Origin of the sequence: Escherichia sp. TC-EC600-tetX4 (genome assembly GCF_019356055.1) — a bacterium.
In the GTDB taxonomy this organism is placed as follows: Bacteria; Pseudomonadota; Gammaproteobacteria; order Enterobacterales; family Enterobacteriaceae.
In genome coordinates this window covers 808,307-835,061 of the sequence record NZ_CP079924.1, presented here as the reverse complement: position 1 = coordinate 835,061, position 26,755 = coordinate 808,307, and the positions used below count along the sequence as shown (strand labels likewise).

The 26,755-nt window shown below is 51.5% G+C and carries 27 protein-coding genes and 1 other RNA gene; 9 read left to right on the top strand and 19 right to left on the bottom strand.

Annotation, left to right across the window (positions count from 1 at the left end):
* Window positions 1-251 precede the first annotated feature (251 nt).
* Complete coding sequence (locus KXD89_RS04050; protein WP_120795391.1) at window positions 252-335, top strand: protein YqfI; 84 nt, start codon at window positions 252-254, stop codon at window positions 333-335.
* 73 nt (window positions 336-408) lie between these two features.
* On the opposite strand, the gene ubiI is transcribed toward KXD89_RS04050, so the two are convergent.
* The 4 genes from ubiI to ygfB are packed head-to-tail and all read right to left on the bottom strand — an operon-like array spanning window position 409 to window position 4,738.
* On the bottom strand, window positions 409-1,611 hold the full coding sequence (gene ubiI / locus KXD89_RS04045; RefSeq protein WP_001192229.1) for an FAD-dependent 2-octaprenylphenol hydroxylase: 1,203 nt from the start codon (window positions 1,609-1,611) through the stop codon (window positions 409-411).
* A gap of 22 nt (window positions 1,612-1,633) precedes the next feature.
* A complete protein-coding gene (ubiH, locus tag KXD89_RS04040) occupies window positions 1,634-2,812 on the bottom strand; it encodes a 2-octaprenyl-6-methoxyphenyl hydroxylase (protein ID WP_000111195.1) in 1,179 nt (392 codons plus the stop codon).
* A complete protein-coding gene (gene pepP, locus KXD89_RS04035) occupies window positions 2,809-4,134 on the bottom strand; it encodes a Xaa-Pro aminopeptidase (protein WP_001290136.1) in 1,326 nt (441 codons plus the stop codon). The genes ubiH and pepP overlap by 4 nt, the downstream gene beginning before the upstream one ends.
* Window positions 4,135-4,159: 25 nt before the next feature.
* A complete protein-coding gene (gene ygfB / locus KXD89_RS04030) occupies window positions 4,160-4,738 on the bottom strand; it encodes a UPF0149 family protein YgfB (protein ID WP_001295378.1) in 579 nt (192 codons plus the stop codon).
* A gap of 167 nt (window positions 4,739-4,905) precedes the next feature.
* On the opposite strand from ygfB, the gene zapA reads away from it, so the two are divergent.
* The 3 genes from zapA (at window position 4,906) to KXD89_RS04015 (ending at window position 6,083) form a co-directional block, all read left to right on the top strand.
* Window positions 4,906-5,235 (top strand): cell division protein ZapA, encoded by a 330-nt coding sequence (gene zapA, locus KXD89_RS04025; RefSeq protein ID WP_001276008.1) that lies wholly within the window; start codon window positions 4,906-4,908, stop codon window positions 5,233-5,235.
* Window positions 5,236-5,276: 41 nt separating this feature from the next.
* A non-coding RNA gene (ssrS, locus tag KXD89_RS04020) (6S RNA) lies at window positions 5,277-5,460 on the top strand.
* A gap of 20 nt (window positions 5,461-5,480) precedes the next feature.
* Entirely contained in the window at window positions 5,481-6,083 is a 603-nt protein-coding gene (locus KXD89_RS04015) for a 5-formyltetrahydrofolate cyclo-ligase (protein ID WP_000192748.1), read from the top strand.
* Between the two features lie 100 nt (window positions 6,084-6,183).
* Here KXD89_RS04015 and ibsC read toward each other — a convergent pair whose 3' ends face one another.
* The 4 genes from ibsC to KXD89_RS03995 form a co-directional block, all read right to left on the bottom strand.
* Window positions 6,184-6,243 (bottom strand): type I toxin-antitoxin system toxin IbsC, encoded by a 60-nt coding sequence (gene ibsC, locus KXD89_RS04010; RefSeq protein WP_010723220.1) that lies wholly within the window; start codon window positions 6,241-6,243, stop codon window positions 6,184-6,186.
* Between the two features lie 228 nt (window positions 6,244-6,471).
* Complete coding sequence (serA, locus tag KXD89_RS04005) at window positions 6,472-7,704, bottom strand: phosphoglycerate dehydrogenase (RefSeq protein ID WP_001151604.1); 1,233 nt, start codon at window positions 7,702-7,704, stop codon at window positions 6,472-6,474.
* Window positions 7,705-7,959: 255 nt separating this feature from the next.
* Window positions 7,960-8,619: a ribose-5-phosphate isomerase RpiA gene (gene rpiA, locus KXD89_RS04000; protein ID WP_000189743.1), complete on the bottom strand. Its 660-nt coding sequence runs from the start codon at window positions 8,617-8,619 to the stop codon at window positions 7,960-7,962.
* Between the two features lie 55 nt (window positions 8,620-8,674).
* Complete coding sequence (locus KXD89_RS03995; protein ID WP_000545308.1) at window positions 8,675-8,905, bottom strand: LysR substrate-binding domain-containing protein; 231 nt, start codon at window positions 8,903-8,905, stop codon at window positions 8,675-8,677.
* Between the two features lie 141 nt (window positions 8,906-9,046).
* On the opposite strand from KXD89_RS03995, the gene argP reads away from it, so the two are divergent.
* The 5 genes from argP to scpC all read left to right on the top strand — a co-directional run bounded on the left by argP (window position 9,047) and on the right by scpC (window position 15,574).
* Window positions 9,047-9,940, top strand: a complete 894-nt coding sequence (argP, locus tag KXD89_RS03990) for a DNA-binding transcriptional regulator ArgP (protein WP_000828351.1) — start codon at window positions 9,047-9,049, stop codon at window positions 9,938-9,940.
* 203 nt (window positions 9,941-10,143) lie between these two features.
* Window positions 10,144-12,288, top strand: a complete 2,145-nt coding sequence (gene scpA / locus KXD89_RS03985; protein ID WP_000073223.1) for a methylmalonyl-CoA mutase — start codon at window positions 10,144-10,146, stop codon at window positions 12,286-12,288.
* Complete coding sequence (gene meaB, locus KXD89_RS03980; RefSeq protein WP_000606525.1) at window positions 12,281-13,276, top strand: methylmalonyl Co-A mutase-associated GTPase MeaB; 996 nt, start codon at window positions 12,281-12,283, stop codon at window positions 13,274-13,276. Before scpA ends, meaB begins: the two co-directional genes overlap by 8 nt.
* 10 nt (window positions 13,277-13,286) lie before the next feature.
* On the top strand, window positions 13,287-14,072 hold the full coding sequence (scpB, locus tag KXD89_RS03975; protein ID WP_000122080.1) for a methylmalonyl-CoA decarboxylase: 786 nt from the start codon (window positions 13,287-13,289) through the stop codon (window positions 14,070-14,072).
* Window positions 14,073-14,095: 23 nt separating this feature from the next.
* A complete protein-coding gene (scpC, locus tag KXD89_RS03970) occupies window positions 14,096-15,574 on the top strand; it encodes a propionyl-CoA:succinate CoA transferase (protein WP_000449965.1) in 1,479 nt (492 codons plus the stop codon).
* Here scpC and KXD89_RS03965 read toward each other — a convergent pair.
* From KXD89_RS03965 to KXD89_RS03915, 11 genes are all read right to left on the bottom strand, one after another.
* Complete coding sequence (locus KXD89_RS03965) at window positions 15,571-16,467, bottom strand: LysR family transcriptional regulator (protein WP_000350807.1); 897 nt, start codon at window positions 16,465-16,467, stop codon at window positions 15,571-15,573. The two genes, scpC and KXD89_RS03965, sit on opposite strands and share 4 nt — an antisense overlap.
* A gap of 166 nt (window positions 16,468-16,633) precedes the next feature.
* Complete coding sequence (locus tag KXD89_RS03960; RefSeq protein ID WP_000669834.1) at window positions 16,634-17,374, bottom strand: oxidative stress defense protein; 741 nt, start codon at window positions 17,372-17,374, stop codon at window positions 16,634-16,636.
* 92 nt (window positions 17,375-17,466) lie between these two features.
* Window positions 17,467-18,102, bottom strand: a complete 636-nt coding sequence (gene argO / locus KXD89_RS03955; protein WP_000493352.1) for an arginine exporter ArgO — start codon at window positions 18,100-18,102, stop codon at window positions 17,467-17,469.
* 138 nt (window positions 18,103-18,240) lie between these two features.
* A complete protein-coding gene (gene mscS / locus KXD89_RS03950) occupies window positions 18,241-19,101 on the bottom strand; it encodes a small-conductance mechanosensitive channel MscS (RefSeq protein ID WP_000389818.1) in 861 nt (286 codons plus the stop codon).
* A 357-nt stretch (window positions 19,102-19,458) separates the two neighbouring features.
* Entirely contained in the window at window positions 19,459-20,538 is a 1,080-nt protein-coding gene (fbaA, locus tag KXD89_RS03945) for a class II fructose-bisphosphate aldolase (RefSeq protein WP_000034372.1), read from the bottom strand.
* Window positions 20,539-20,752: 214 nt separating this feature from the next.
* Window positions 20,753-21,916, bottom strand: a complete 1,164-nt coding sequence (gene pgk, locus KXD89_RS03940) for a phosphoglycerate kinase (protein WP_000111269.1) — start codon at window positions 21,914-21,916, stop codon at window positions 20,753-20,755.
* Between the two features lie 49 nt (window positions 21,917-21,965).
* A complete protein-coding gene (gene epd, locus KXD89_RS03935) occupies window positions 21,966-22,985 on the bottom strand; it encodes an erythrose-4-phosphate dehydrogenase (RefSeq protein ID WP_000218480.1) in 1,020 nt (339 codons plus the stop codon).
* A gap of 284 nt (window positions 22,986-23,269) precedes the next feature.
* The gene (locus KXD89_RS03930) at window positions 23,270-23,983 is read right to left on the bottom strand and encodes a nucleoside/nucleotide kinase family protein (protein WP_000687705.1); all 714 of its coding nucleotides are present in this window, start codon (window positions 23,981-23,983) and stop codon (window positions 23,270-23,272) included.
* Entirely contained in the window at window positions 23,980-24,489 is a 510-nt protein-coding gene (gene fumE, locus KXD89_RS03925) for a fumarase E (protein WP_000224147.1), read from the bottom strand. The genes KXD89_RS03930 and fumE overlap by 4 nt, the downstream gene beginning before the upstream one ends.
* 21 nt (window positions 24,490-24,510) lie before the next feature.
* Window positions 24,511-25,476: a class II fructose-bisphosphatase gene (gene glpX, locus KXD89_RS03920; protein WP_000987283.1), complete on the bottom strand. Its 966-nt coding sequence runs from the start codon at window positions 25,474-25,476 to the stop codon at window positions 24,511-24,513.
* Window positions 25,473-26,750 carry a zinc-binding dehydrogenase gene (locus KXD89_RS03915; protein WP_000853247.1) on the bottom strand — a complete coding sequence of 426 codons (1,278 nt, stop codon included), beginning with the start codon at window positions 26,748-26,750 and terminating at the stop codon, window positions 25,473-25,475. Before KXD89_RS03915 ends, glpX begins: the two co-directional genes overlap by 4 nt.
* Window positions 26,751-26,755: the final 5 nt, after the last annotated feature.

Here is a 26,755-nt window from a genome sequence, read left to right as displayed (position 1 = left end):
TGGTGAAATTATCACCACGAAACCCAGCATCGGAGCCACTCCCGGTCCCCAACGCAATCGTTCTCTTTTGCCTGAACTTACCACCGAAACAGACTGTTAACCATAAGGTAAAATTGATCATCACATTAGCTTATGGTTAAAAAATGCAAAAATCGCGACAGAATAAAAAACCAAAAAATACACCAGTTTCTATACAAAGATGATGTGATGAGAAAGTCAATTTGAATAAGACAATATTAAGAGCTAAAAAAATGTCAAAAAACACTAAATCAAAAAATAATGGCATTAGAAAATATAATGCGAAAACGGAGGTGAAATTAGTTTATTTCAAATGAGGAAAATCTCCCGGCGAAAAAACCGGGAGATGAAAGTGTGATGGGTATCAAATAAACAACAGAGGAGAAATTTTTAACGCAGCCATTCAGGCAAATCGTTTAATCCCATTGCCTGGCGGATAAGTTGCGGCTTAACGCCAGGAAGCGTGTCGGCCAGTTTCAAACCAATATCACGCAGCAGTTTTTTCGCCGGATTGGTACCGGAAAACAGATCGCGGAATCCCTGCATACCAGCCAGCATCAACGCCGCACTGTGCTTGCGGCTACGCTCATAGCGACGCAGATAAATGTACTGCCCGATGTCTTTCCCCTGACGATGCAACCGTTTCAGTTCGGCAATCAGCTCTGCAGCATCCATAAAGCCGAGATTTACCCCCTGCCCCGCCAGCGGGTGAATGGTATGTGCGGCGTCGCCCACCAGCGCCAGACGGTGCGAGGCAAACTGGCGCGCATAACGCCCCGTCAGTGGGAACACCTGACGCGCGCTCTCAACCTTGCATAAGCCCAGGCGATTATCAAAAGCGATATTTAACGCGCGATTAAATTCGTCTTCACTTGCCTGCTGCATCCGCTGCGCTTCCTCTGGCGACAGTGACCAGACAATCGAGCAAAGATGCGGATCGCTAAGCGGTAAAAAGGCCAGAATGCCTTCGCCATGGAAAACCTGCCGCGCCACCGCATCATGCGGTTCTTCCGTGCGAATGGTCGCTACCAGCGCGTGATGCTGATAATCCCAGAAAGTCAGCGGAATATCGGCTTTGTTGCGCAACCAGGAATTAGCGCCGTCCGCGCCAATCACCAGACGCGCCGTTAACATGCTGCCATCTTTCAGCGTCAGGAAGGTTTCATTTTCTCCCCAGGCGACCTGCTGTAATTCTGCGGGGGCTAACAGAGTGATATCTGACGACTGATGCGCTTTGTTCCACAGCGCGTAGTGAATCACTGAATTTTCAACGATATGCCCAAGATGGCTATAGCCCATGCTTTGATCGTCAAACGAAATGTGACCAAAGCTGTCTTTGTCCCACACTTCCATACCGTGATAACAGCTGGCCCTACGAGAGAGAATGTCCTGCCAGACGCCAAGACGGGTGAGTAATTTTTCGCTGGCGGCATTGATAGCCGAAACGCGCAGTTGTGGTGGTGCATTCGCCGCCAGAGGTTCCTGTACGCGCTGCTCCAGTACGGCAACGCGTAAGCCGCTCCCCTGTAAGCCACAGGCAACCGCCAGCCCCACCATGCCGCCGCCAACAATGGCTACATCAACACTTTGCATTGTTTATTCCTTAAAACCGCCTTCAACGCGCCACCCAACCGAGGGTGCGCTGCGCCAGCACATCGCGTGCCGGGGTGAATAATTCCATCGTCATCAGCCCGATGTTGCGCCCGACAACCAGCGGTGCCCAACGGTTGGCAAAAAGATGTACAAGGCTGTCCGTGACGCCAATGGTTGCTTCGCGATCGCTCTGTCGACGCTGCTGATAACGGCACAATACGCCGTAATCCCCCATGTCTTCTCCGCGCTCCTGCGCCTGAGTCAGGGTTTCCGCAAGACTCATCACATCTCGCATACCGAGGTTAAACCCTTGCCCGGCAATCGGGTGCAGAGTTTGCGCCGCATTGCCCACCAGCACGGTACGATGGGTAATAGATCTGGCGGCGTGGGTTAACGCCAGCGGATAAGCACTGCGTTTACCAGCGTGGGTAATTTTCCCAAGTCGCCAGCCAAAGGCCGACTGGAGTTCACGGCAAAACTTCTCGTCACTCCACGACAACACCTCTTCGCGCCGTTCCAGTGGATGACACCAGACCAGCGAACAGCGTCCGTCAGACATCGGCAACATCGCCAGCGGGCCATGTTGCGTAAAGCGTTCAAAAGCGCGCCCTTCATGCGCAACGGAAGTAGCAACGTTGGCAATCACGGCCAGTTGTTCGTAAGGCTCCTGCTGCCAGTCAACGCCGCACGCGGTGGCTAACGCTGAATGGGTGCCATCAGCTGCTACCAGCACGCGGCCCGTCAGCGTCTCGCCACTCTCCAGCGTCACTTCAACGTGACTCTGAGTACGGGCAACGTTAGCCACGCGATCAGGGCAATGCAGCGTTACGCCAGGTGCTTTACGCAGCAATGCAAACAGCCGTTGCCCGACATTGTGCAATTCGACAACCTGTCCCAGCGCCGCCAGTTGGTAATCTTCTGCGGCGAGGGTGACAAATCCAGCGTGACCACGATCGCTGACATGCACGGTGGTGATGGCAGTTGCGCAATCCGCCAGAGATTGCCAGACGCCGATGCGCGCCAGTTGCTGACAGGTACCCGCCGCCAGCGCTATCGCTCGTCCATCAAAGCCCGGATGAGCATGTGACTCTGGCGCAGTCGCTTCAATCAAATGTACCGGCAGCGCCCCGTGACTTAACCGGGAAATAGCCAGCGCCAGCGTCGCGCCCGCCATGCCGCCACCGACGATGATTACGCTCATTGCTTTCTCGCAGCAACCATCAACGCTTCGATTTCTTCCGGCTTTTTCACCACGCTGGCGGTGAGGTTTTCGTTACCGGTTTCGGTAATCACAATGTCGTCTTCAATACGAATGCCGATACCGCGATATTGTTCTGGCACTTCTGCATCCGGCGCAATATACAGCCCTGGCTCTACGGTCAGTACCATGCCCGGTTCCAGAATGCGCGAGCGATCCTGACCATAAACACCCACGTCATGGACATCCAGTCCTAACCAGTGGCTAAGGCCATGCATAAAGAAAGGACGATGGGCGTTCTGAGCGATCAGTTCATCAACATCACCTTTCAGGATGCCGAGTTTTACCAGGCCGCTAACCATGATGCGCACCACTTCACCAGTGACTTCCAGAATGGAAGTTCCCGGACGATACAGGCGCAGGCTGGTTTCGAGAGACTCCAGCACAATGTCGTAGATTTCACGCTGGGCCTGGGTGAATTTGCCGTTGACCGGGAAGGTGCGGGTAATATCGCCAGCGTAACCTTTGTATTCACAACCCGCGTCAATCAACACCAGGTCGCCGTCGCGCATTTCACACTCGTTTTCGGTGTAGTGCAGAATGCAGCCGTTTTCACCGCTGCCGACAATGGTGTTATAGGACGGATAGCGCGCACCGTGGCGGTTAAATTCGTGGTGAATTTCGCCTTCCAGATGGTACTCGAACATTCCCGGACGGCATTTTTCCATCGCCCGTGTATGTGCCATGGCGGTGATTTCTCCCGCGCGGCGGAGTACGGCAATCTCTTCTGGCGATTTGAACAGGCGCATTTCATGAACAACAGGACGCCAGTCGATCATCGTTGCCGGTGCGGTGAGATTTTGCCGCGAACCTTTACGCAGTTTTTCCAGCGCACTGTTCACGATTACATCAGCATATGCATATTCGCCCTGGGCATGGTAAACCACATCCAGGCCGTTAAGTAGTTGATAAAGTTGCTGATTGATTTCGCTGAATGCCAGTGCGCGGTCAACGCCCAGTTTCTCTGGCGCGGCATCCTGGCCTAAGCGACGGCCAAACCAGATCTCCGCCGTCAGGTCGCGAACGCGGTTAAACAGAACGCTGTGGTTATGAGTGTCATCGCTTTTAATCAGCACCAGCACCGCTTCCGGTTCGTTAAAGCCGGTGAAGTACCAGAAGTCACTGTTCTGACGATAGGGGTATTCGCTGTCGGCGCTACGTGTTACTTCTGGTGCAGCAAAAATCAGCGCGGCGCTGCCGGGTTGCATTTGCTCCACCAGGGCCTGACGGCGACGCTGAAACTCTTGCCGGGATATCTCACTCATAACACTCTCCTTACGTTTTTTGTTTTTAGTGTAGAGTCGGTTTTTGTACTTCTGGCGCGGTCGGTTGCGGATGAGTAAAGGTGTCGTGGCATAACAGCGCGGCAACACGAACGTATTCGATGATCTCTTCAAGCGACATTTCAAGCTCTTCCTGATCTTCGTCTTCGTCGTAACCCAGTTGCGCAATGTTACGCAGATCGTCGATAGCTTCACCGGTTTCGCCGGTCACTTTATCCAGCTTCGGTTGCGTAACGCCAAGACCAAGCAGGAAGTGATTGACCCAACCTGCCAATGCATCAGCCCGATCGAAAACGCTGACATCATCGCCATCAGGCAGATAAAGCTGAAAAAGGAAGCCGTCATCCTGCAGGGCATCGCTGGTGGCAGAGTGCATTTTACGCAGTGCCTGTGCCAGCTCATGACCGAAAGCCATGCCTTCGTTCGTCAGGTCGTGAAGTAGCGGTAGCCATGAGCTGTCATCGTTACCGCCACATATCATCCCGCTGATTAAACCATGCATCTCAGCTGGGGTCAGACCCGTCCCTTGTTGGTTCAGATACTGGTTCATTTCGTTGTAACCAGGCATTTCGTTCTGTATAGACATAAGCATTCGTCGTCAAAGGGAGGAATATTCATGATATGCTACCACTTTGGGCCCTGGTGGACCAGAAAAGGGCTTGTCTCTTCTCATCAGGGTAGCTATAGTGTCGCCCCTTCGCAGACCATGGGTCTAAAGACGAAGGCAGCGCAGTCAATCAGCAGGAAGGTGGCATGTCTGCACAACCCGTCGATATCCAAATTTTTGGCCGTTCACTGCGTGTGAACTGCCCGCCTGACCAAAGGGATGCGTTGAATCAGGCAGCGGACGATCTGAACCAACGGTTGCAAGATCTGAAAGAACGCACTAGAGTCACAAATACTGAACAGTTGGTCTTCATTGCCGCATTGAATATCAGCTATGAGTTAGCGCAAGAAAAAGCAAAGACTCGTGACTACGCGGCAAGTATGGAACAGCGTATTCGGATGCTGCAGCAGACCATAGAACAAGCGTTACTTGAACAAGGTCGCATCACCGAAAAAACTAACCAAAACTTTGAATGACACTTTTCGGTTTACTGTGGTAGAGTAACCGTGAAGACAAAATTTCTCTGAGATGTTCGCAAGCGGGCCAGTCCCCTGAGCCGATATTTCATACCACAAGAATGTGGCGCTCCGCGGTTGGTGAGCATGCTCGGTCCGTCCGAGAAGCCTTAAAACTGCGACGACACATTCACCTTGAACCAAGGGTTCAAGGGTTACAGCCTGCGGCGGCATCTCGGAGATTCCCTTCTTATCTGGCACCAGCCATGACGCAACTACCAGAACTCCCACTGACATTATCCCGACAAGAAATCCGCAAAATGATTCGGCAACGTCGTCGTGCGTTAACGCCGGAACAACAGCAGGAAATGGGTCAACAAGCCGCTACCCGGATGATGACTTATCCCCCGGTGGTGATGGCACATACGGTCGCTGTATTCCTCTCTTTTGATGGCGAACTCGACACCCAGCCACTCATAGAACAACTCTGGCGCGCCGGTAAGCGCGTATATCTTCCAGTTTTGCATCCCTTTAGTGCCGGTAATTTGCTGTTCCTGAATTACCATCCGCAAAGCGAACTGGTGATGAACAGGTTGAAGATCCATGAGCCAAAATTGGATGTGCGTGACGTGCTACCCCTTTCCCGATTAGACGTGCTGATCACACCGCTGGTCGCCTTTGATGAGTACGGTCAGCGCCTGGGAATGGGCGGTGGTTTTTATGATCGGACCTTACAAAACTGGCAGCACTATAAAACGCAACCGGTGGGTTATGCGCATGATTGTCAGTTGGTGGAAAAACTCCCCGTTGAAGAGTGGGATATCCCTCTTCCTGCGGTGGTTACACCGTCGAAAGTCTGGGAGTGGTAAGGGCGATACACCCGCATCGCCCTGATTGACATCGTTGATTCTTTGACCTAATTTAGTGAGTAAGGGTAAGGGAGGATTGCTCCTCCCCTGAGACTGACTGTTAATAAGCGCTGAAACTTATGAGTAACAGTACAATCAGTATGATGACAAGTCGCATCATAACCCTTCTCCTTCAAGCCCTCGCTTCGGTGAGGGCTTTACCGTTACAGCCCCATGCTGCCCTGCCATCGTAAATCCCCATTAAATAAACACAACGCATTGATCTGACTTTGATTTATTTTCTGGAGCAGACTCGCAAAGTAGAATGCGCAACGCGGCAACGGTGTGGAGAAGGGATAAAAAAACGGGCAAGTCAGTGACCTGCCCGTTGATTTTCAGAGAAGGGGAATTAGTACAGCAGACGGGCGCGAATGGTACCCGGAATAGCTTTCATTGCCTGCAGCGCTTTTTCGGCAACGTCTTCGTCGGCTTCAATATCAATAACCACATAACCCATCTGGGCGGAAGTTTGCAGATATTGCGCGGCGATGTTGACGCCCTGCTCGGCGAAGATTTTGTTCAGCGCAGTTAGCACGCCCGGACGGTTTTCGTGGATGTGCATCAGACGACGCCCACCGTGCAGTGGCAGCGAGACTTCCGGGAAGTTCACCGCAGAGAGCGTTGAGCCATTGTCAGAATACTTGATCAATTTACCCGCAACTTCCAGGCCGATATTCTCCTGCGCTTCCTGAGTCGAACCGCCAATGTGTGGCGTCAGAAGGACGTTGTCGAATTCACACAGCGGAGAGGTAAATGGATCGCTATTGGTCGCCGGTTCCGTCGGGAATACGTCGATTGCCGCCCCCGCCAGATGTTTGCTCGCCAGCGCATCACACAGCGCCGGAATATCCACCACAGTACCGCGCGAAGCATTAATCAGCAGCGAGCCGGGCTTCATTAGTGAAATTTCTTTCGCGCCCATCATATTTTTGGTGGACGGATTCTCTGGTACATGCAGACTCACCACATCGCTCATATTCAGCAGGTCAGAAAGATGCTGTACCTGAGTGGCGTTGCCCAGCGGCAGTTTATTTTCAATATCATAAAAGTAAACATACATTCCCAGCGATTCAGCCAGAATGCCCAATTGCGTACCAATATGACCGTAGCCGATGATACCCAGCTTTTTGCCGCGCGCTTCAAAAGAACCCGCCGCCAGTTTGTTCCACACGCCACGGTGCGCTTTAGCATTGGCTTCCGGCACGCCGCGCAATAGCAGCAGCAGTTCGCCAATCACCAGCTCCGCAACAGAGCGCGTATTTGAGAACGGTGCGTTAAATACCGGGATCCCGCGCTTTGCCGCCGCATCCAGATCAACCTGGTTTGTTCCGATACAGAAACAGCCAATAGCGACCAGTTTTTCTGCGGCGTTGATCACGTCTTCAGTCAGATGGGTACGGGATCGCAGGCCGATGAAGTGGGCATCGCGGATGGATTCTTTTAATTGTTCATCATCCAGCGCGCCTTTGTGAAATTCGATGTTGGTGTAACCAGCTGCACGAAGGCTTTCCAGCGCCTTTTGGTGCACGCCTTCTACCAGCAGAAACTTAATCTTGTCTTTCTCCAGCGATACCTTTGCCATTTACCCAATCCTGTCTTTTGAAATGTTGTGTGCGGATTTGCATCCGCCTTTCAACATATCAAAAAATAATATTGCGGCAATATGAACGTTTGCGTCGCGATGTTGAGGAAATATCACGCAAAGGTAATTCTTGGATGAATATGCTGGTTTAGAGGATTTATTTAGAGCAATCGACAATTGCCTGGTAAAAGCGTGACACATGTCACCAAATTTAATGAAGAGAATTTTTTTAACGGGGGAGGTTCCCCCGTCAGATCATTTCACAATGGTTTTGACACCGTCAGGTGTGCCAATCAGCGCAACGTCCGCGCCACGGTTAGCAAACAAGCCAACAGTCACCACGCCAGGAATCGCATTTATGGCGTTTTCCATCGCTATCGGGTCAAGGATTTCCATGCCGTGGACGTCGAGGATCACGTTGCCATTATCGGTCACCACGCCCTGACGGTATTCCGGACGACCGCCCAGTTTCACCAGCTGACGCGCCACTGCACTACGTGCCATCGGGATAACTTCTACTGGCAGCGGGAATTTACCCAGAATATCAACCTGCTTGGAAGCGTCTGCAATACAGATAAATTTTTCTGCAACCGAAGCAATGATTTTTTCACGGGTCAGCGCCGCGCCGCCGCCTTTGATCATTTGCATGTGGCCGTTGATTTCATCTGCGCCATCAACGTAGATGCCAAGGCTGTCGACTTCGTTGAGATCAAAAACGTGAATGCCGAGGCTTTTCAGTTTTTCAGTGGAAGCATCTGAACTGGAAACGGCCCCTTCAATCTGGCCTTTCATTGTACCGAGCGCGTCAATAAAGTGTGCGGCGGTGGAACCTGTACCTACACCAACAATGGTGCCGGGCTGAACATACTGAAGTGCCGCCCATCCTACTGCTTTTTTCAATTCATCCTGCGTCATGATCGTTTCGCCTGTGGTATGAAATTTCACACGCATTATATACAAAAAAAGCGATTCAGACCCCGTTGGCAAGCCGCGTGGTTAACTCATCCATAAAATATCGCGCAATGGCAGGCATCCCCTTTCGCCCCGCAAATAAAGCATACAACGGTCTGGGTATGCCGCTCCACGGTGCAAACAGGCGCACCAGTTCACCGTTCGCAAGCCCCTGTTTACAGGCAAATTGAGGCAATAACGCCACGCCATTCAACACAACCAGGGCGCGAACTCGCTGAGCGAAATGCATTAGCGCAAATCCCTGATCTTTTAAGCTGCGCTTTTAACCACGGATACAAATGTTACCCGCCGACGGCTTCGGTATATGCAACCTGACACAAAATTGTGTCATAGTGCAGGAAAAAGCATTTACCAGGAGCAGACAACAGCAATGAAACGCCCGGACTACAGAACATTACAGGCACTGGATGCGGTGATACGTGAACGAGGATTTGAGCGCGCGGCACAAAAGCTGTGCATTACACAATCAGCCGTCTCACAGCGCATTAAGCAACTGGAAAATATGTTCGGGCAGCCGCTGTTGGTGCGTACCGTACCGCCGCGCCCGACGGAACAAGGGCAAAAACTGCTGGCACTGCTGCGCCAGGTGGAGTTGCTGGAAGAAGAGTGGCTGGGCGATGAACAAACCGGTTCGACTCCGCTGCTGCTTTCACTGGCGGTCAACGCCGACAGTCTGGCGACGTGGTTGCTTCCTGCACTGGCTCCTGTGTTGGCTGATTCGCCTATCCGCCTCAACTTGCAGGTAGAAGATGAAACCCGCACTCAGGAACGTCTGCGCCGCGGCGAAGTGGTCGGCGCGGTGAGTATTCAACATCAGGCGCTGCCGAGTTGTCTTGTCGATAAACTTGGTGCGCTCGACTATCTGTTCGTCAGCTCAAAACCCTTTGCCGAAAAATATTTCCCTAACGGCGTAACGCGTTCGGCATTACTGAAAGCGCCAGTGGTCGCGTTTGACCATCTTGACGATATGCACCAGGCCTTTTTGCAGCAAAACTTCGATCTGCCTCCAGGCAGCGTGCCCTGCCATATCGTTAATTCTTCAGAAGCGTTCGTACAACTTGCTCGCCAGGGCACCACCTGCTGTATGATCCCGCACCTGCAAATCGAGAAAGAGCTGGCCAGCGGTGAACTGATTGACTTAACGCCTGGGCTATTTCAACGACGGATGCTCTACTGGCACCGCTTTGCTCCTGAAAGCCGCATGATGCGTAAAGTCACTGATGCGTTACTCGATTATGGTCACAAAGTCCTTCGTCAGGATTAATCCATCAAATAATGCCTGATAGCACATATCAGGCGTTGTCCTCACTTCTTTTTGTATTCCTTGAATCACATCACAAAATAGACAAATCTCAGGCGGCAAAAAACGACGTCTGAATGCATTTTTTTTGCTGGCGACAAACCCACGTAAAAAGCTCACCGTAGGCGCAAATACCCTCATTTTGATTGCGTTTTACGGAGCAAATAATGTCTAACGTGCAGGAGTGGCAACAGCTTGCCAACAAGGAATTGAGCCGTCGGGAGAAAACTGTCGACTCGCTGGTTCATCAAACCGCGGAAGGGATCGCCATCAAGCCGCTGTATACCGAAGCCGATCTCGATAATCTGGAGGTGACAGGTACCCTTCCTGGTTTGCCGCCCTACGTTCGTGGCCCGCGTGCCACTATGTATACCGCCCAACCGTGGACCATCCGTCAGTATGCTGGTTTTTCAACAGCAAAAGAGTCCAACGCTTTTTATCGCCGTAACCTGGCCGCCGGGCAAAAAGGTCTTTCCGTTGCGTTTGACCTTGCCACCCACCGTGGCTACGACTCCGATAACCCGCGCGTGGCGGGCGACGTCGGCAAAGCGGGCGTCGCTATCGACACCGTGGAAGATATGAAAGTCCTGTTCGACCAGATCCCGCTGGATAAAATGTCGGTTTCGATGACCATGAATGGCGCAGTGCTACCAGTACTGGCGTTTTATATCGTCGCCGCAGAAGAGCAAGGTGTTACACCTGATAAACTGACCGGCACCATTCAAAACGATATTCTCAAAGAGTACCTCTGCCGCAACACCTATATTTACCCACCAAAACCGTCAATGCGCATTATCGCCGACATCATCGCCTGGTGTTCCGGCAACATGCCGCGATTTAATACCATCAGTATCAGCGGTTACCACATGGGTGAAGCGGGTGCCAACTGCGTGCAGCAGGTAGCATTTACGCTCGCTGATGGGATTGAGTACATCAAAGCAGCAATCTCTGCCGGACTGAAAATTGATGACTTCGCTCCTCGCCTGTCGTTCTTCTTCGGCATCGGCATGGATCTGTTTATGAACGTCGCCATGTTGCGTGCGGCACGTTATTTATGGAGCGAAGCGGTCAGTGGATTTGGCGCACAGGACCCGAAATCACTGGCGCTGCGTACCCACTGCCAGACCTCAGGCTGGAGCCTGACTGAACAGGATCCGTATAACAACGTTATCCGCACCACCATTGAAGCGCTGGCTGCGACGCTGGGCGGTACTCAGTCACTGCATACCAACGCCTTTGACGAAGCGCTTGGTTTGCCTACCGATTTCTCAGCACGCATTGCCCGCAACACCCAGATCATCATCCAGGAAGAATCAGAACTCTGCCGCACCGTCGATCCACTGGCCGGATCCTATTACATTGAGTCGCTGACCGATCAAATCGTCAAACAAGCCAGAGCTATTATCCAACAGATCGACGAAGCCGGTGGCATGGCGAAAGCGATCGAAGCAGGTCTGCCAAAACGAATGATCGAAGAGGCCTCAGCGCGCGAACAGTCGCTGATCGACCAGGGCAAGCGTGTCATCGTTGGTGTCAACAAGTACAAACTGGATCACGAAGACGAAACCGATGTACTTGAGATCGACAACGTGATGGTGCGTAACGAGCAAATTGCTTCGCTGGAACGCATTCGCGCCACCCGTGATGATGCCGCCGTAACCGCCGCGTTGAACGCCCTGACTCACGCCGCACAGCATAACGAAAACCTGCTGGCTGCCGCTGTTAATGCCGCTCGCGTTCGCGCCACCCTGGGTGAAATTTCCGATGCGCTGGAAGTCGCTTTCGACCGTTATCTGGTGCCAAGCCAGTGTGTTACCGGCGTGATTGCGCAAAGCTATCATCAGTCTGAGAAATCGGCCTCCGAGTTCGATGCCATTGTTGCGCAAACGGAGCAGTTCCTTGCCGACAATGGTCGTCGCCCGCGCATTCTGATCGCTAAGATGGGCCAGGATGGACACGATCGCGGCGCGAAAGTGATCGCCAGCGCCTATTCCGATCTCGGTTTCGACGTAGATTTAAGCCCGATGTTCTCTACACCTGAAGAGATCGCCCGCCTGGCCGTAGAAAACGACGTTCACGTAGTGGGCGCATCCTCACTGGCTGCCGGTCATAAAACGCTGATCCCGGAACTGGTCGAAGCGCTGAAAAAATGGGGACGCGAAGATATCTGCGTGGTCGCGGGTGGCGTCATTCCGCCGCAGGATTACGCCTTCCTGCAAGAGCGCGGCGTGGCGGCGATTTATGGTCCAGGTACACCTATGCTCGACAGTGTGCGCGACGTACTGAATCTGATAAGCCAGCATCATGATTAATGAAGCCACGCTGGCAGAAAGTATTCGCCGCTTACGTCAGGGTGAGCGTGCCACACTCGCCCAGGCCATGACGCTGGTGGAAAGCCGTCACCCGCGTCATCAGGCACTAAGTACGCAGCTGCTTGATGCCATTATGCCGTACTGCGGTAACACCCTGCGACTGGGCGTTACCGGCACCCCCGGCGCGGGGAAAAGTACCTTTCTTGAGGCCTTTGGCATGTTGTTGATTCGAGAGGGATTAAAGGTCGCGGTTATTGCGGTCGATCCCAGCAGCCCGGTCACTGGCGGTAGCATTCTCGGGGATAAAACCCGCATGAATGACCTGGCGCGTGCCGAAGCGGCGTTTATTCGCCCGGTACCATCCTCCGGTCATCTGGGCGGTGCCAGTCAGCGAGCGCGGGAATTAATGCTGTTATGCGAAGCAGCGGGTTATGACGTAGTGATTGTCGAAACGGTTGGCGTCGGGCAGTCGGAAACAGAAGTCGCCCGCATGGTGGACTGTTTTATCTCGTTGCAAATTGCCGGTGGCGGCGATGATCTGCAGGGCATTAAAAAAGGGCTGATGGAAGTGGCTGATCTGATCGTTATCAACAAAGACGATGGCGATAACCATACCAATGTCGCCATTGCCCGGCATATGTACGAGAGTGCCCTGCATATTCTGCGACGTAAATACGACGAATGGCAGCCACGGGTTCTGACTTGTAGCGCACTGGAAAAACGTGGAATCGATGAGATCTGGCACGCCATCATCGACTTCAAAACCGCGCTAACTGCCAGTGGTCGTTTACAACAAGTGCGGCAACAACAATCGGTGGAATGGCTGCGTAAGCAGACCGAAGAAGAAGTACTGAATCACCTGTTCGCGAATGAAGATTTCGATCGCTATTACCGCCAGACGCTTTTAGCGGTCAAAAACAATACGCTCTCACCGCGCACCGGCCTGCGGCAGCTCAGTGAATTTATCCAGACGCAATATTTTGATTAAAGGAATTTTTATGTCTTATCAGTATGTTAACGTTGTCACTATCAACAAAGTGGCGGTCATTGAGTTTAACTATGGCCGAAAACTTAATGCCTTAAGTAAAGTCTTTATTGATGATCTTATGCAGGCGTTAAGCGATCTCAACCGGCCGGAAATTCGCTGTATCATTTTGCGCGCACCGAGTGGATCCAAAGTCTTCTCCGCAGGTCACGATATTCACGAACTGCCGTCTGGCGGTCGCGATCCGCTCTCCTATGATGATCCATTGCGTCAAATCACCCGCATGATCCAAAAATTCCCGAAACCGATCATTTCGATGGTGGAAGGTAGTGTTTGGGGTGGCGCATTTGAAATGATCATGAGTTCCGATCTGATCATCGCCGCCAGTACCTCAACCTTCTCAATGACGCCTGTAAACCTCGGCGTCCCGTATAACCTGGTCGGCATTCACAACCTGACCCGCGACGCGGGCTTCCACATTGTCAAAGAGCTGATTTTTACCGCTTCGCCAATCACCGCCCAGCGCGCGCTGGCTGTCGGCATCCTCAACCATGTTGTGGAAGTGGAAGAACTGGAAGATTTCACCTTACAAATGGCGCACCACATCTCTGAGAAAGCGCCGTTAGCCATTGCCGTTATCAAAGAAGAGCTGCGTGTACTGGGCGAAGCACACACCATGAACTCCGATGAATTTGAACGTATTCAGGGGATGCGCCGCGCGGTGTATGACAGCGAAGATTACCAGGAAGGGATGAACGCTTTCCTCGAAAAACGTAAACCTAATTTCGTTGGTCATTAATCCCTGCGAACGAAGGAGTAAAAATGGAAACTCAGTGGACAAGGATGACCGCCAATGAAGCGGCAGAAATTATCCAGCATAACGACATGGTGGCATTTAGCGGCTTTACCCCGGCGGGTTCGCCGAAAGCCCTACCCACCGCGATTGCCCGCAGAGCTAACGAACAGCATGAGGCCAAAAAGCCGTATCAAATTCGCCTTCTGACGGGTGCGTCAATCAGCGCCGCCGCTGACGATGTACTTTCTGACGCCGATGCTGTTTCCTGGCGTGCGCCATATCAAACATCGTCCGGTTTACGTAAAAAGATCAATCAGGGCGCGGTGAGTTTCGTTGACCTGCATTTGAGCGAAGTGGCGCAAATGGTCAATTACGGTTTCTTCGGCGACATTGATGTTGCCGTCATTGAAGCATCGGCACTGGCACCGGATGGTCGAGTCTGGTTAACCAGCGGGATCGGTAATGCGCCGACCTGGCTGCTGCGGGCGAAGAAAGTGATCATTGAACTCAATCACTATCACGATCCGCGCGTTGCAGAACTGGCGGATATTGTGATTCCTGGCGCGCCACCGCGGCGCAATAGCGTGTCGATCTTCCATGCAATGGATCGCGTCGGTACCCGCTATGTGCAAATCGATCCGAAAAAGATTGTCGCCGTCGTGGAAACCAACTTGCCCGACGCCGGTAATATGCTGGATAAGCAAAATCCCATGTGCCAGCAGATTGCCGATAACGTGGTCACGTTCTTATTGCAGGAAATGGCGCATGGGCGTATTCCGCCGGAATTTCTGCCGCTGCAAAGTGGCGTGGGCAATATCAATAATGCGGTAATGGCGCGTCTGGGGGAAAACCCGGTAATTCCTCCGTTTATGATGTATTCGGAAGTGCTACAGGAATCGGTGGTGCATTTACTGGAAACCGGCAAAATCAGCGGGGCCAGCGCCTCCAGCCTGACAATCTCGGCCGATTCCCTGCGCAAGATTTACGACAATATGGATTACTTTGCCAGCCGCATTGTGTTGCGTCCGCAGGAGATTTCCAATAACCCGGAAATCATCCGTCGTCTGGGCGTCATCGCTCTGAACGTCGGCCTGGAGTTTGATATTTACGGGCATGCCAACTCAACACACGTAGCCGGGGTCGATCTGATGAACGGCATCGGCGGCAGCGGTGATTTTGAACGCAACGCGTATCTGTCGATCTTTATGGCCCCGTCGATTGCTAAAGAAGGCAAGATCTCAACCGTCGTGCCAATGTGCAGCCATGTTGATCACAGCGAACACAGCGTCAAAGTGATCATCACCGAACAAGGGATCGCCGATCTGCGCGGTCTTTCCCCGCTTCAACGCGCCCGCACTATCATTGATAATTGTGCACATCCTATGTATCGGGATTATCTGCATCGCTATCTGGAAAATGCGCCTGGCGGACATATTCACCACGATCTTAGCCACGTCTTCGACTTACACCGTAATTTAATTGCAACCGGCTCGATGCTGGGTTAATGACTCGTCCCGTCACGATCTTCAGCAATATGCTGAAGCATCGTGGCGGTATAACGATGATTTCTGATTGAATAAAGATATTCCTGCATATACATCGGCCTGTGCGGTGCATCAAAATATTTCAGCGTTGCCGGATTCACCAGTCGCCAGGCAAAATGCGGGATCACCGTCAGAAAATGTCCGCGCTCCACGGCGCTGATTTTGGCCATAAAACTGTAGGGACGATAAATAATGGTTGGATTGATCCCACAAGGTCGCATATTCGCATCAATCATTGCTTCGAAGTTGGCCCGGTTCTGAAAGCGCATTTGTAGCCAGGGCAGCTCCTGAAGCAGCTCTTGCTCTTGTCGCTCTTCATAACGGCGAGAAACGAGAAAGCCTAATCGCAGCGGTGGTAGTTCACTGATAGTCAGGTTTTCCAGTTCCTGAACTCGTGCAGATACATGCTGTGGGGAGATAATAAAATCTAACTGGCGGTCAAAAAGATTATCGATAACGCCATTTTCGCTGAACTCAACTGGCTGGGCGGTCACGCCTTCATACTTATCTCCGAGACTAATCAACTGATCGAAAATAATTGTCGGATAAGTATTATCTATGCCAATCACAATTTCTCGTGAACGACGCCCTGAGTTATGGATTTCATTATCAATCGCAGAAAGCCGTTGATAAACCGGGAACAGTTTTTGATACAGTTCCTGTCCGGCTTTATTGAGGCTGATATTATTATCTTTGCGGGTAAATAGCGTATAGCCAATTTGTTCTTCCAGCGCGGCAATGCTTTTACCAAATGGCGAAGCCGTCATATGGATTTTTTCTGCCGCCCGGGCAATATTATTGGTTTGCGCTAATAAAATGAAATTGCGCATCTTTTTCGAAATAAAAATGTCCATCCCCCTCCCCCGCATCCTTGTCCGCTTAACCGTTTCAGTCAGCCTATCCTTGATGAAACCGCGAGCAAAGATAGGTGATTACGTCATGGTTTTACAGAAAATTACAGAAAAAGGAGGCAATATCGGGTAAAGGCATTAGCCCGACGAATACGTCGGGCTACAAATATTATTGTGCTGCAGGTGTTTTAGCGGGTTGTTGATCCACAGGTTCTAACTGGAAGACCACATCGACCTGATCATCAAACTGAATAGCGGCCTGCTCGTAAGTTTCCTGGGCGGACACCGGCGCGGCATCGGCTTTCATCATCCGCACCATTGGGCTGGGCTGATAGTTGGAAACATGGTAGCGCACGCTATATACCGGCCCCAGTTTACGATGAAAGCCGTTCGCCAGTTCCTGCGCCTGATGAATCGCGTTATCAATCGCTGCCTTACGCGCTTTGTCTTTATAGGCATCCGGCTGCGCCACGCCCAGCGACACAGAACGAATTTCGTTAAGACCCGCCTTCAGCGCGCCATCCAGCAAGGAATTCAGTTTGTCTAACTGACGGAGCGTGACTTCCACCGTTCTCACAGCGCGGTAGCCTTTAAGGATACTTTTACCATCCTGATAATCATAATCTGGCTGGGTGCGTAAGTTCGCTGAGCTGATATCTTTTTTCGCGATCTGATTGAGTTCAAGGAAGGAAATGTATTGTGCGACGCGCTCATCTGCCTGTTTCTTGGCAGTAGCGGCATCCTTCGCGGCCACGTTAACTTCAATCGCAAGAGTGGCAATGTCTGGCACCGCATCCACGCTTGCCGTACCGGAGGTGACAATATGCGGTCCATCCGGCAATTCGTTAGCCTGCGCTGCCATCCCGCTAATACCCATTAATGCCGCCAGGGCGATAACTTTGAACTTCACGTTAGTCTCTCCGTGTTAATTGACTTGCCCAAAATTCAGGACCTCTGGAGGCAAGCTTAGCGCCTCTGTTTTATTTTTCCATCAGATAGCGCCTAACTGAACAAGGCTTGTGCATGAGCAATACCGTCTCTCGCCAGCTGCAAGGCAATAAACCACATAACACATCCCACAACCAGATTGATAATGCGCTGTGCTTTTGCCGTGCGCAGACGCGGTGCCAGCCAGGCTGCGAGAAGAGCCAGACCAAAGAACCACAGGAAAGAGGCGCTAATTGTCCCGAGTGCAAACCAGCGTTTTGGTTCCACATCAAGTTGCCCGCCAAGGCTGCCCAGTACAACAAAAGTATCCAGGTAAACATGCGGATTCAGCCAGGTCACTGCCAACATGGTGGCGATAATTTTCCATCTGCCTTGCTTCATGACTTCGGCGCTGGCTAACTCAATATTACTGCTCATTGCTGTTTTAAAAGCGCCAAAACCATACCACAGCAAGAAGGCTACGCCGCCCCAGGTGACCAGCGCCAGCAACCACGGCGACTGCATCAATAACGCGCTGCCACCAAAAATCCCGGCGCAAATCAGGACCAAATCGCTGATAGCACAAAGTAAGGCAATCATAATGTGGTACTGACGACGTATGCCCTGATTCATCACAAAAGCATTTTGTGGACCGAGCGGTAGGATCATAGCCGCCCCAAGTGCAAGACCTTGAAAGTAATAAGAAAACACGTTGGATATTCCGAATTAAGTATCTGATGCAGAGACTATATCGCGGGATTGTTATTAGCGGAAATTGATAATATTAATTGGCAATCAGAAAAACTAATAAGAGAGAGGCCAGAGAGTATTATCTGGCCTCAGCGTTGATTACGCAGCTTTGTCTTCTTTCACCCGCTTAAAGTTCACATCCATTTGCGGGTACGGGAAGCTGATACCGGCGGCATCAAATTCACGTTTAATACGCTCCAGCACATCCCAGTACACGTTTTGCAGATCGCCGCTGTTGCTCCAGACGCGGACCACGAAATTAATCGACGATGCACCAAGTTCGTTCAGGCGCACAGTCATTTCGCGATCTTTCAAAATGCGATCTTCAGACTGGATAATATTGGTCAGGATCTGCTTAACCTGATCGATATCGGAATCATACGCCACGCCAATAATAAATTCGTTACGGCGAACTGGCTCGCGGGAGAAGTTAATAATATTTCCGGCAATAATTTTACCGTTCGGAATAACGATAATTTTACCGTCTGCAGTACGCATGGTGGTGGAGAAAATCTGCACACTCAGCACAGTACCGGCTACGCCGCCCAGGTCAACATATTCTCCGGCACGGAACGGGCGGAACATGACAAGTAACACGCCAGCGGCCAGGTTAGACAGTGACCCCTGCAAAGCCAGACCAACAGCTAAGCCTGCGGCACCGAGTACAGCAATGACTGACGCGGTTTGTACACCCACGCGTCCCAGTGCAGCGATTAGCGTAAAGGCGATAATACCGTAACGGACTAATGCAGAAAGAAAATCAGCAACAGTGGCATCGATTTTACGGGAGATCATCAGGCGATTCACCGCGTTGGAAATCATCCGCGCGATAATCAAACCAACGATGATGATCGCGAGTGCCGCCACGATGTTTACTGCATAACTTAGCAGCAGCGCCTGGTTAGCTACCAGCCAGCTTCCCGCGCCGTTTATGCTATCGACAACATTCAAATCTTCCATTCAATATTCCTTTTCAACTGACTCAAAATGGAGAAATACACTCCGCCGCCTTATGACGGGCAGTCTGACAAGGGTAAACAATAAAGCATAATTTTGCCAAATAGATCACAGATTTCTCATCTGAATCACCTTGCTTTTGGCGAAAAAATCCCCGCAGAGCGGGGCTCAGACAGATATCAATGTGCGCTTTGTCATGCCGGATGCGGCGTGAACGCCTTATCCGGCCTACAAAAACCTGCAAATTCAATATATTGCAGGATACGTGTAGGCCTGATAAGCGTAGCGCATCAGGCAATTTTGCTTTTGGCGAAAAAAAGACCCGCAGAGCGGGCCTTGAGATAAGCAGAAAGGAATATCTTACAGAACGTCGATCGCGTTCAGTTCCTGGAATGCTTTCTCCAGACGAGCGATCATCGAAGTCTGACCGGCACGCAGCCATACGCGCGGATCGTAGTATTTCTTGTTCGGCTGATCTTCGCCTTTCGGGTTACCCAGCTGACCCTGCAGATAAGCTTCGTTCGCTTTGTAGTAGTTCAGAACGCCTTCCCAGGTTGCCCATTGGGTATCGGTATCGATGTTCATTTTTACTACGCCGTAGCTTACGGAGTCTTTGATTTCCTGAGCAGTAGAACCGGAACCACCGTGGAATACGAAGTTCAGGCTGTTGTGCGGCAGGTTGTGTTTCTTGGAAACATATTCCTGAGAATCACGCAGGATGGTCGGAGTCAGAACCACGTTACCCGGCTTGTAAACACCGTGTACGTTACCGAAGGACGCTGCGATGGTGAAACGCGGGCTGATTTTGCTCAGTTCGGTGTATGCGTAATCAACGTCTTCCGGCTGGGTGTACAGTGCAGAAGCGTCCATGTGGCTGTTGTCCACGCCGTCTTCTTCACCACCGGTGCAACCCAGTTCGATTTCCAGAGTCATGCCGATTTTGGACATGCGCTCCAGGTATTTAGAGCAGATTTCGATGTTCTCTTGCAGAGATTCTTCAGACAGGTCGATCATGTGAGAAGAGAACAGCGGCTTACCGGTAGCTGCGAAGTGTTTTTCACCCGCGTCCAACAGACCGTCGATCCACGGCAGCAGTTTCTTCGCGCAGTGGTCAGTGTGCAGGATAACCGGAACACCATAATGTTCAGCCATCTGGTGAACGTGATGCGCACCAGAGATCGCGCCCAGGATAGCAGCACCCTGCGGAACGTCAGATTTCACGCCTTTACCAGCGATAAAGGAAGCACCACCGTTGGAGAACTGAACGATAACCGGCGCTTTAACTTTAGCAGCGGTTTCCAGTACGGCGTTGATGGAGTCAGTACCGACGCAGTTTACTGCTGGCAGTGCGAAGTTGTTTTCTTTTGCTACCTGGAAAACTTTCTGTACGTCATCACCAGTGATTACGCCAGGTTTTACGAAATCAAAAATCTTAGACATGTCTCTTGTCCTGTATCGTCGGGCCTTATACTCGTCATACTTCAAGTTGCATGTGCTGCGTCTGCGTTCGCTCACCCCAGTCACTTACTTATGTAAGCTCCTGGGGATTCACTCTCTTGTCGCCTTCCTGCAACTCGAATTATTTAGAGTATGAAAAATTGCGTGCTCTAAAAGCGCGCTGAAACAAGGGCAGGTTTCCCTGCCCTGTGATTTTTTACTTCTTAGCGCGCTCTTCGAGCATCGCTACTGCAGGCAGTACTTTACCTTCCACGAATTCGAGGAATGCGCCGCCGCCAGTGGAGATGTAGGAGATTTTGTCAGCAATGCCGAACAGGTCGATTGCTGCCAGAGTGTCGCCGCCGCCAGCGATGGAGAACGCTTCGCTGTCTGCGATAGCGTTAGCCACGATTTCAGTACCTTTGCGGAAGTTCGGGAATTCGAACACGCCAACCGGACCGTTCCACAGAATGGTTTTCGCATTCTTCAGGATTTCAGCCAGTTCCTGAGCGGAAGCATCACCGATATCCAGGATCTGCTCGTCAGCTTTCACATCGTTAACAGATTTCAGGGTAGCCGGTGCAGTTTCAGAGAACTCGGTTGCTACGCGAACATCAGACGGAACCGGGATGTTGCAGGTGGTCAGCAGACGTTTAGCTTCGTCAACCAGGTCAGCTTCGTACAGGGATTTACCCACATCGTGGCCTTGTGCCGCGATAAAGGTGTTAGCGATACCACCACCAACAATCAGCTGGTCAGCGATTTTAGACAGGGAGTCCAGAACGGTCAGTTTGGTAGATACTTTAGAACCACCAACGATAGCCACCATCGGGCGAGCAGGTTCTTTCAGTGCTTTACCCAGCGCGTCCAGTTCAGCTGCCAGCAGCGGGCCTGCGCACGCAACGTCAGCGAATTTACCGATACCGTGAGTAGAAGCCTGCGCGCGGTGAGCAGTACCGAATGCGTCCATTACGAACACGTCACACAGTGCAGCGTATTTTTTGGACAGGGTTTCGTCGTCTTTCTTCTCGCCTTTGTTGAAGCGAACGTTTTCCAGAACAACCAGTTCACCTTCAGCAACGTCAACGCCGTCGAGGTAATCTTTAACCAGACGAACCGGGTTAGACAGTTTGTCTTTCAGGTAGTTAACAACCGGCAGCAGAGAGAATTCTTCGTTGTACTCGCCTTCGGTAGGACGACCCAGGTGGGAAGTTACCATCACTTTTGCGCCTTGTTTCAGGGCCAGTTCGATGGTCGGCAGAGAAGCACGGATACGCGCGTCGCTGGTTACTTTCCCGTCTTTTACTGGTACGTTCAGATCCGCACGGATAAATACACGTTTCCCAGCAAGATCCAGATCGGTCATCTTAATTACAGACATGGTGAATCCTCTCGTTGATTCTAAAAGTTTTGCAGACGCTGCTTGCGTCTTACCTGAAAGCAACAGTAGCCATAGCTAACGTCGTGTCGAGCATTCGGTTAGCAAAGCCCCATTCGTTATCGCACCAGACCAACGTTTTGATCAGGTGTGCGCCACTGACCCGGGTTTGGGTGCCATCGACAATGGCACTGTGCGGATCGTGGTTAAAATCTACAGAGACCAACGGCAATTCCGTATAGTCAACTATACCATGAAATGCACCTTGTGCTGCTTTTTGCAGCAACAGGTTGACTTCATTGGCTTTTACAGGTTTCTTCACCGTCACGCTTAAATCGATTGCCGTCACATTTATGGTTGGCACACGTACCGCAATCGCTTCAAAGCGATCGTTAAATTGCGGAAAAAATCGTGTGATACCGGCGGCCAGTTTAGTATCGACCGGAATGATCGACTGGCTGGCTGCCCGGGTGCGACGCAGGTCAGGATGGTATGCATCAATAACCTGTTGATCGTGCATGGCGGAGTGAATTGTGGTCACAGTGCCGGACTCAATACCGTACGCATCATCTAACAATTTGATGACGGGAATTATGCAATTCGTGGTACAGGAAGCGTTAGAAACGATGCGGTGTTCCGCACGAAGTTGATCCTGATTGACGCCGTAAACAACGGTCGCGTCGAGATCGTTACTGCCAGGATGTGAAAAGAGCACTTTTTTGGCCCCGGCGGCAATATGCGCTTCGCCATGCTCGCGGGAGCCATATACGCCGGTGCAGTCGAGGACTACATCAACGCCAAGTTCACGCCAGGGGAGCGATTGCAGTGAACGTTCATGCAATACGCGGATGGCGTCATCACCAACAAAAAGTTGATCGCGTTCCTGTCGTACTTCCCATGCAAAACGGCCATGGCTGGTGTCATATTTCAACAAATGCGCCATGCCCGCAGCATCCGCCAGTTCGTTGATTGCCACCACGGTAATTTCCGCCCGGCGTCCGGATTCATACAAAGCACGAACCACATTACGCCCGATGCGACCGAAGCCATTTATCGCTACGCGTACGGTCATAGATCTCCTGCAAGGTTTTCCCTGAGCAAATTTGCCAGACAGAGTAATCCAGCAAATCGTCCGGGGAAACCTTACCTGTCGCAAACTGCGACTGATTGGTTAATTGTCGAACATTTAATCGACTGAAACGCTTCAGCTAGGATAAGCGAAACGTGGAATAAAAGGAATGTTTGTCCAGCCGAAGAAGACATTTATCTGACTCACATCACACTTTTATCCCCTTTTGTGGGAAGCTTTATTCCAGGCTGGCGTAATAATAACCCTACAATAACTGGAATAAATTGTCAGCTTGTGAAGTGATACCGGCCTTCTTCAGTCATCTCTACTATCAGATTGGCCTGACGGCTATTCATCAGCACACGCTCGACATTGGGGCCATCGGTGCGGGCATAAAATGCTTCGGCTACTTGCCGCGTTAATCCTCCCGCAATTTTACGACTAATCAAGCGCTCCCGCAGAATTTGAGCAGGTGCATGAATAAAAATAGAAAAATCGCAGAAAGATGCCAACTCCAGCCACTTTTCATCATCCAGTAACAACCAGTTTCCTTCGACGATGACGAGTGGTGCGGTAACGTGCAACGCATCTTCAACAGGATCATGCTTTTGTCGATCGTACTGCGGCCACGTACAATCCCCTTCCACGACCTGGCGCAGATTTTCCGTCAGTTTCGCAACGTCAAATGTCTCTGGTGCGCCTTTGAAGGGGCGCAATTGATGCGCATCCAGCCAGCTATTGTAATGGTGAAAACCATCCATCGGGAGCGTCTGAATAGCGGGCAGTTCCGGGTCTTGTTGCGCGAGATATTCCCAGAAGGTGGTTAGGGTTGATTTACCCGTCCCCGGCGGAGCGCAAAGAAAAACCACCGTACGCCGCTGCGGATTTACCGTCTGTAAGGCCGCCAACATGTGCAGCAACGGTTTATGTACATTTTCAATCTCTTCGTTCTGGTACTGTGCCTGTATCTTCAGCCCATTCACCGTTAATTCAATTTTCACGGCGTTAATTCCTTTAAGGTGGTCGTTACTGCCAGCGTCAGCGCCGTTTTGACCATTCCGCTAAAACGCGCCTCTGACCAGACGGAGAAATCAGCGAACTTCATCGCTTTTAACGCGTCATAGAGCATCGCATTGCGGGTTATGCTATTGACGTTGCTGATAAAATCCCAGGTCATGTCATCGGCAAATCCGGGCGTTTCATCCTGTTCGTTCAGGTAATGCCAGAACTGGGAAAAATGCGTGATATCGGCGTACAACCATTTATCCATTTTCCCCAACGCATAAATCAAACGCAGTGCAACATCAATATCGTCAAGCGGGCCGCTTTGGGCGAGTAACGGCTTCACTGCATATTCCACGATCTCTTCATCGTTATCGACAAACAGCGACGGCAGAAACTGGCGTATCCCCTGGAGCAAAATGGTATGCGCAGTTTTCATAAATGAAAATAAATTGTCCTGTGCATCCAGTTGCTCAAGCACATCATCTTCTGTCAGCGTCGCCATTGGTCTTCCGATAGATCACCATCAATGCAGGGAGTCTATTATATTACACGTTTGGTCCGCGCCGCCGATCAGTAATGTCTGCGTCCGCACCCCATTCGCCGTCTGTTGGATACCGTTCACCAGCTCACCGCCCGTCACGCCCGTAGCGCTAAAGAGGATATCGTTCCCCCTCACCAGTTCATCGAGCGAGTACACACGGTTAACGTCAACGCCCATTGCCTTGCAACGCTTGCGCTCCTGCTCTGCAATCTGCCGATTTTCCGTGTAATCCCCTTTAGCCTGGCAAAAGTCAATCAGCTCGGCCTGCATATCCCCGCCTAATGCTTTAACGGCACAGGCAGAAATCACGCCTTCTGGCGCACCGCCGATGGTGTACATCACATCGTAAGGATTATCCTGCCAGCAGGTCAGCACGCTGGCGGCGACATCGCCATCCGGCAGGGCAAAAACCTTCACGCCCAGCTGTGTTGCTTCCTCAATCGCGGCACTCAGGCGCGGTTTATCCAGCGTAACCATGCGCAGCTTATCCAGCGGTTTGCCTAACGCTTTCGCCACGTTGCGCAGGTTGTCCGTCAGAGGCAAAGACAGATCAATCGCGCCCGCCGCCAGCCGATTAACAACCAGCTTTTTCATATACATATCGGGCGCATGTAACAGGCTATCTCGAGGGGCGAAAGCCATGACCGCCAGCGCATTGCTCTGCCCCATCGCCACCATCCGCGTGCCTTCAATGGGATCAACCGCGATATCGACTTCTGGCCCATCGCCTTTGCCCACCTCTTCGCCAATCCACAGCATCGGCGCATGGTCAATTTCTCCTTCGCCGATAACCACTCGTCCACGAAAAGCGACGTCGTTTAATGCCTGGCGCATCGCGGTGACCGCCAGGCCATCAATTTTATTTTTGTCGCCACATCCGGTTTGCGGCCAGGCAGCCAACGCTGCCTGTTCCGTAACGCGAAATAATGGCCACGCCAGGGACATCATTGCGCGGCCTCCCCGATATCAACGCCAAATTGTGCCAGCAGATATTTCTCGGCCTGTTCATTCCAGATGCCGTGCGTTTCCTCAACCAGCCGCGCCAACTCTTTAAACAGCGGATCGGTTTTGCCTTTTTCGGCAAAATCGGCAATGGCAGTGAGCGGCATGGTCACGCCGTTATAAATGAGTTTTTTACCGCCAGGGATATCCGGCAGATTGAGCACGGTTTCTGGCACCGCATCCAGGCCACCGATATGGGTCACCATAAACGACGGCTGTAACTGCCCAGTGGCGCTAAGGGCAATCGCCTCTTTCATGTCGTCCGTTGAACCGCCAGATGTACCGACGACGTGCGTGCTGTTGTAATGGACGTTGTAGAAATTAAACGGCACTTTGAAGTTTTTATCCGTCGGCCCGGCAAAGAAGTTCAGACAGCCATCTTCCGCCAGTAATTCATCAGCCATCTCAACGACAGCAGGCACCGCCGCATAAACAAAAATGTCATCGAACCCGGCATCTCCTGTCAGCGCCCGCAGCATCTGGACAGGATCGCTCATCCCTTTGGTATTCACATACACCAGCTCAATGCCTTTACTGGCCGCCAGTTCCACCGGCAGCAGCTTCTGTACCTGCGCCAGACGTTTGTCGTCGATATCGACCACCACCACCCGCGACGGTTGTATGCCGCCGTTAATGGCGTAATCGATAGCGCCAATGCCCATCGGACCTGCACACGCCAGCAGTGCAATATTGCCGCCAGGTTTGACGCCCATGCGATGCTCATAAACATATTGCGTGGTGTGATAATTGGCATGATAAGCACCAATAATGCAGCACATAGGCTCTGCCAGCGACGCCGCAGCAAAATAAGAGCCGTGATACGGTAATACGCAGCCCAAATTAATGGCGATTTCGGGAATAATCATATAAGTGGCATTGCCGCCAAAATATTCGTAGCTGTAGCCCGCTGAATATCCGCTTGGTAACCCCATCGCCGGTTGCAATACAAAACGCTGGCCTTTTTTATATTTGCCAGTGAGATTTTTACCCACTTCGACAATAACCCCGGCACATTCATGCCCGGTAATGACCGGATGATTTTCTAAATCGTCGGGTACGCGTTTATGTTCACTACCGAGTAACGCCGCTTTCCAGGTCGATAAACAGACGCTGTCAGAAATTACACTCACCAGTAATTCATTATCGGTAATTTCTGGCAGTTCAAATACGCGCAGACGGACATCCCGCTTGCCATAAATAGCAGCAACTTTGGTTTTCATTTTTA

What these genes read in the sequence shown, in the direction of transcription:
- ubiH (WP_000111195.1), bottom strand. Translation starts at nt 2,812, where the DNA reads ATGAGCGTAATCATCGTCGGTGGCGGCATGGCGGGCGCGACGCTGGCG.
- zapA (WP_001276008.1), top strand. Translation starts at nt 4,906, where the DNA reads ATGTCTGCACAACCCGTCGATATCCAAATTTTTGGCCGTTCACTGCGT.
- argP (WP_000828351.1), top strand. Translation starts at nt 9,047, where the DNA reads ATGAAACGCCCGGACTACAGAACATTACAGGCACTGGATGCGGTGATA.
- fumE (WP_000224147.1), bottom strand. Translation starts at nt 24,489, where the DNA reads ATGGCGACGCTGACAGAAGATGATGTGCTTGAGCAACTGGATGCACAG.
- rpiA (WP_000189743.1), bottom strand. Translation starts at nt 8,619, where the DNA reads ATGACGCAGGATGAATTGAAAAAAGCAGTAGGATGGGCGGCACTTCAG.
- KXD89_RS04050 (WP_120795391.1), top strand. Translation starts at nt 252, where the DNA reads ATGTCAAAAAACACTAAATCAAAAAATAATGGCATTAGAAAATATAAT.
- pepP (WP_001290136.1), bottom strand. Translation starts at nt 4,134, where the DNA reads ATGAGTGAGATATCCCGGCAAGAGTTTCAGCGTCGCCGTCAGGCCCTG.
- KXD89_RS03965 (WP_000350807.1), bottom strand. Translation starts at nt 16,467, where the DNA reads ATGGACATTTTTATTTCGAAAAAGATGCGCAATTTCATTTTATTAGCG.
- KXD89_RS04015 (WP_000192748.1), top strand. Translation starts at nt 5,481, where the DNA reads ATGACGCAACTACCAGAACTCCCACTGACATTATCCCGACAAGAAATC.
- KXD89_RS03995 (WP_000545308.1), bottom strand. Translation starts at nt 8,905, where the DNA reads ATGCATTTCGCTCAGCGAGTTCGCGCCCTGGTTGTGTTGAATGGCGTG.
- scpB (WP_000122080.1), top strand. Translation starts at nt 13,287, where the DNA reads ATGTCTTATCAGTATGTTAACGTTGTCACTATCAACAAAGTGGCGGTC.
- ubiI (WP_001192229.1), bottom strand. Translation starts at nt 1,611, where the DNA reads ATGCAAAGTGTTGATGTAGCCATTGTTGGCGGCGGCATGGTGGGGCTG.
- pgk (WP_000111269.1), bottom strand. Translation starts at nt 21,916, where the DNA reads ATGTCTGTAATTAAGATGACCGATCTGGATCTTGCTGGGAAACGTGTA.
- scpC (WP_000449965.1), top strand. Translation starts at nt 14,096, where the DNA reads ATGGAAACTCAGTGGACAAGGATGACCGCCAATGAAGCGGCAGAAATT.
- scpA (WP_000073223.1), top strand. Translation starts at nt 10,144, where the DNA reads ATGTCTAACGTGCAGGAGTGGCAACAGCTTGCCAACAAGGAATTGAGC.
- glpX (WP_000987283.1), bottom strand. Translation starts at nt 25,476, where the DNA reads ATGATGTCCCTGGCGTGGCCATTATTTCGCGTTACGGAACAGGCAGCG.
- epd (WP_000218480.1), bottom strand. Translation starts at nt 22,985, where the DNA reads ATGACCGTACGCGTAGCGATAAATGGCTTCGGTCGCATCGGGCGTAAT.
- mscS (WP_000389818.1), bottom strand. Translation starts at nt 19,101, where the DNA reads ATGGAAGATTTGAATGTTGTCGATAGCATAAACGGCGCGGGAAGCTGG.
- serA (WP_001151604.1), bottom strand. Translation starts at nt 7,704, where the DNA reads ATGGCAAAGGTATCGCTGGAGAAAGACAAGATTAAGTTTCTGCTGGTA.
- meaB (WP_000606525.1), top strand. Translation starts at nt 12,281, where the DNA reads ATGATTAATGAAGCCACGCTGGCAGAAAGTATTCGCCGCTTACGTCAG.
- ygfB (WP_001295378.1), bottom strand. Translation starts at nt 4,738, where the DNA reads ATGTCTATACAGAACGAAATGCCTGGTTACAACGAAATGAACCAGTAT.
- KXD89_RS03915 (WP_000853247.1), bottom strand. Translation starts at nt 26,750, where the DNA reads ATGAAAACCAAAGTTGCTGCTATTTATGGCAAGCGGGATGTCCGTCTG.
- fbaA (WP_000034372.1), bottom strand. Translation starts at nt 20,538, where the DNA reads ATGTCTAAGATTTTTGATTTCGTAAAACCTGGCGTAATCACTGGTGAT.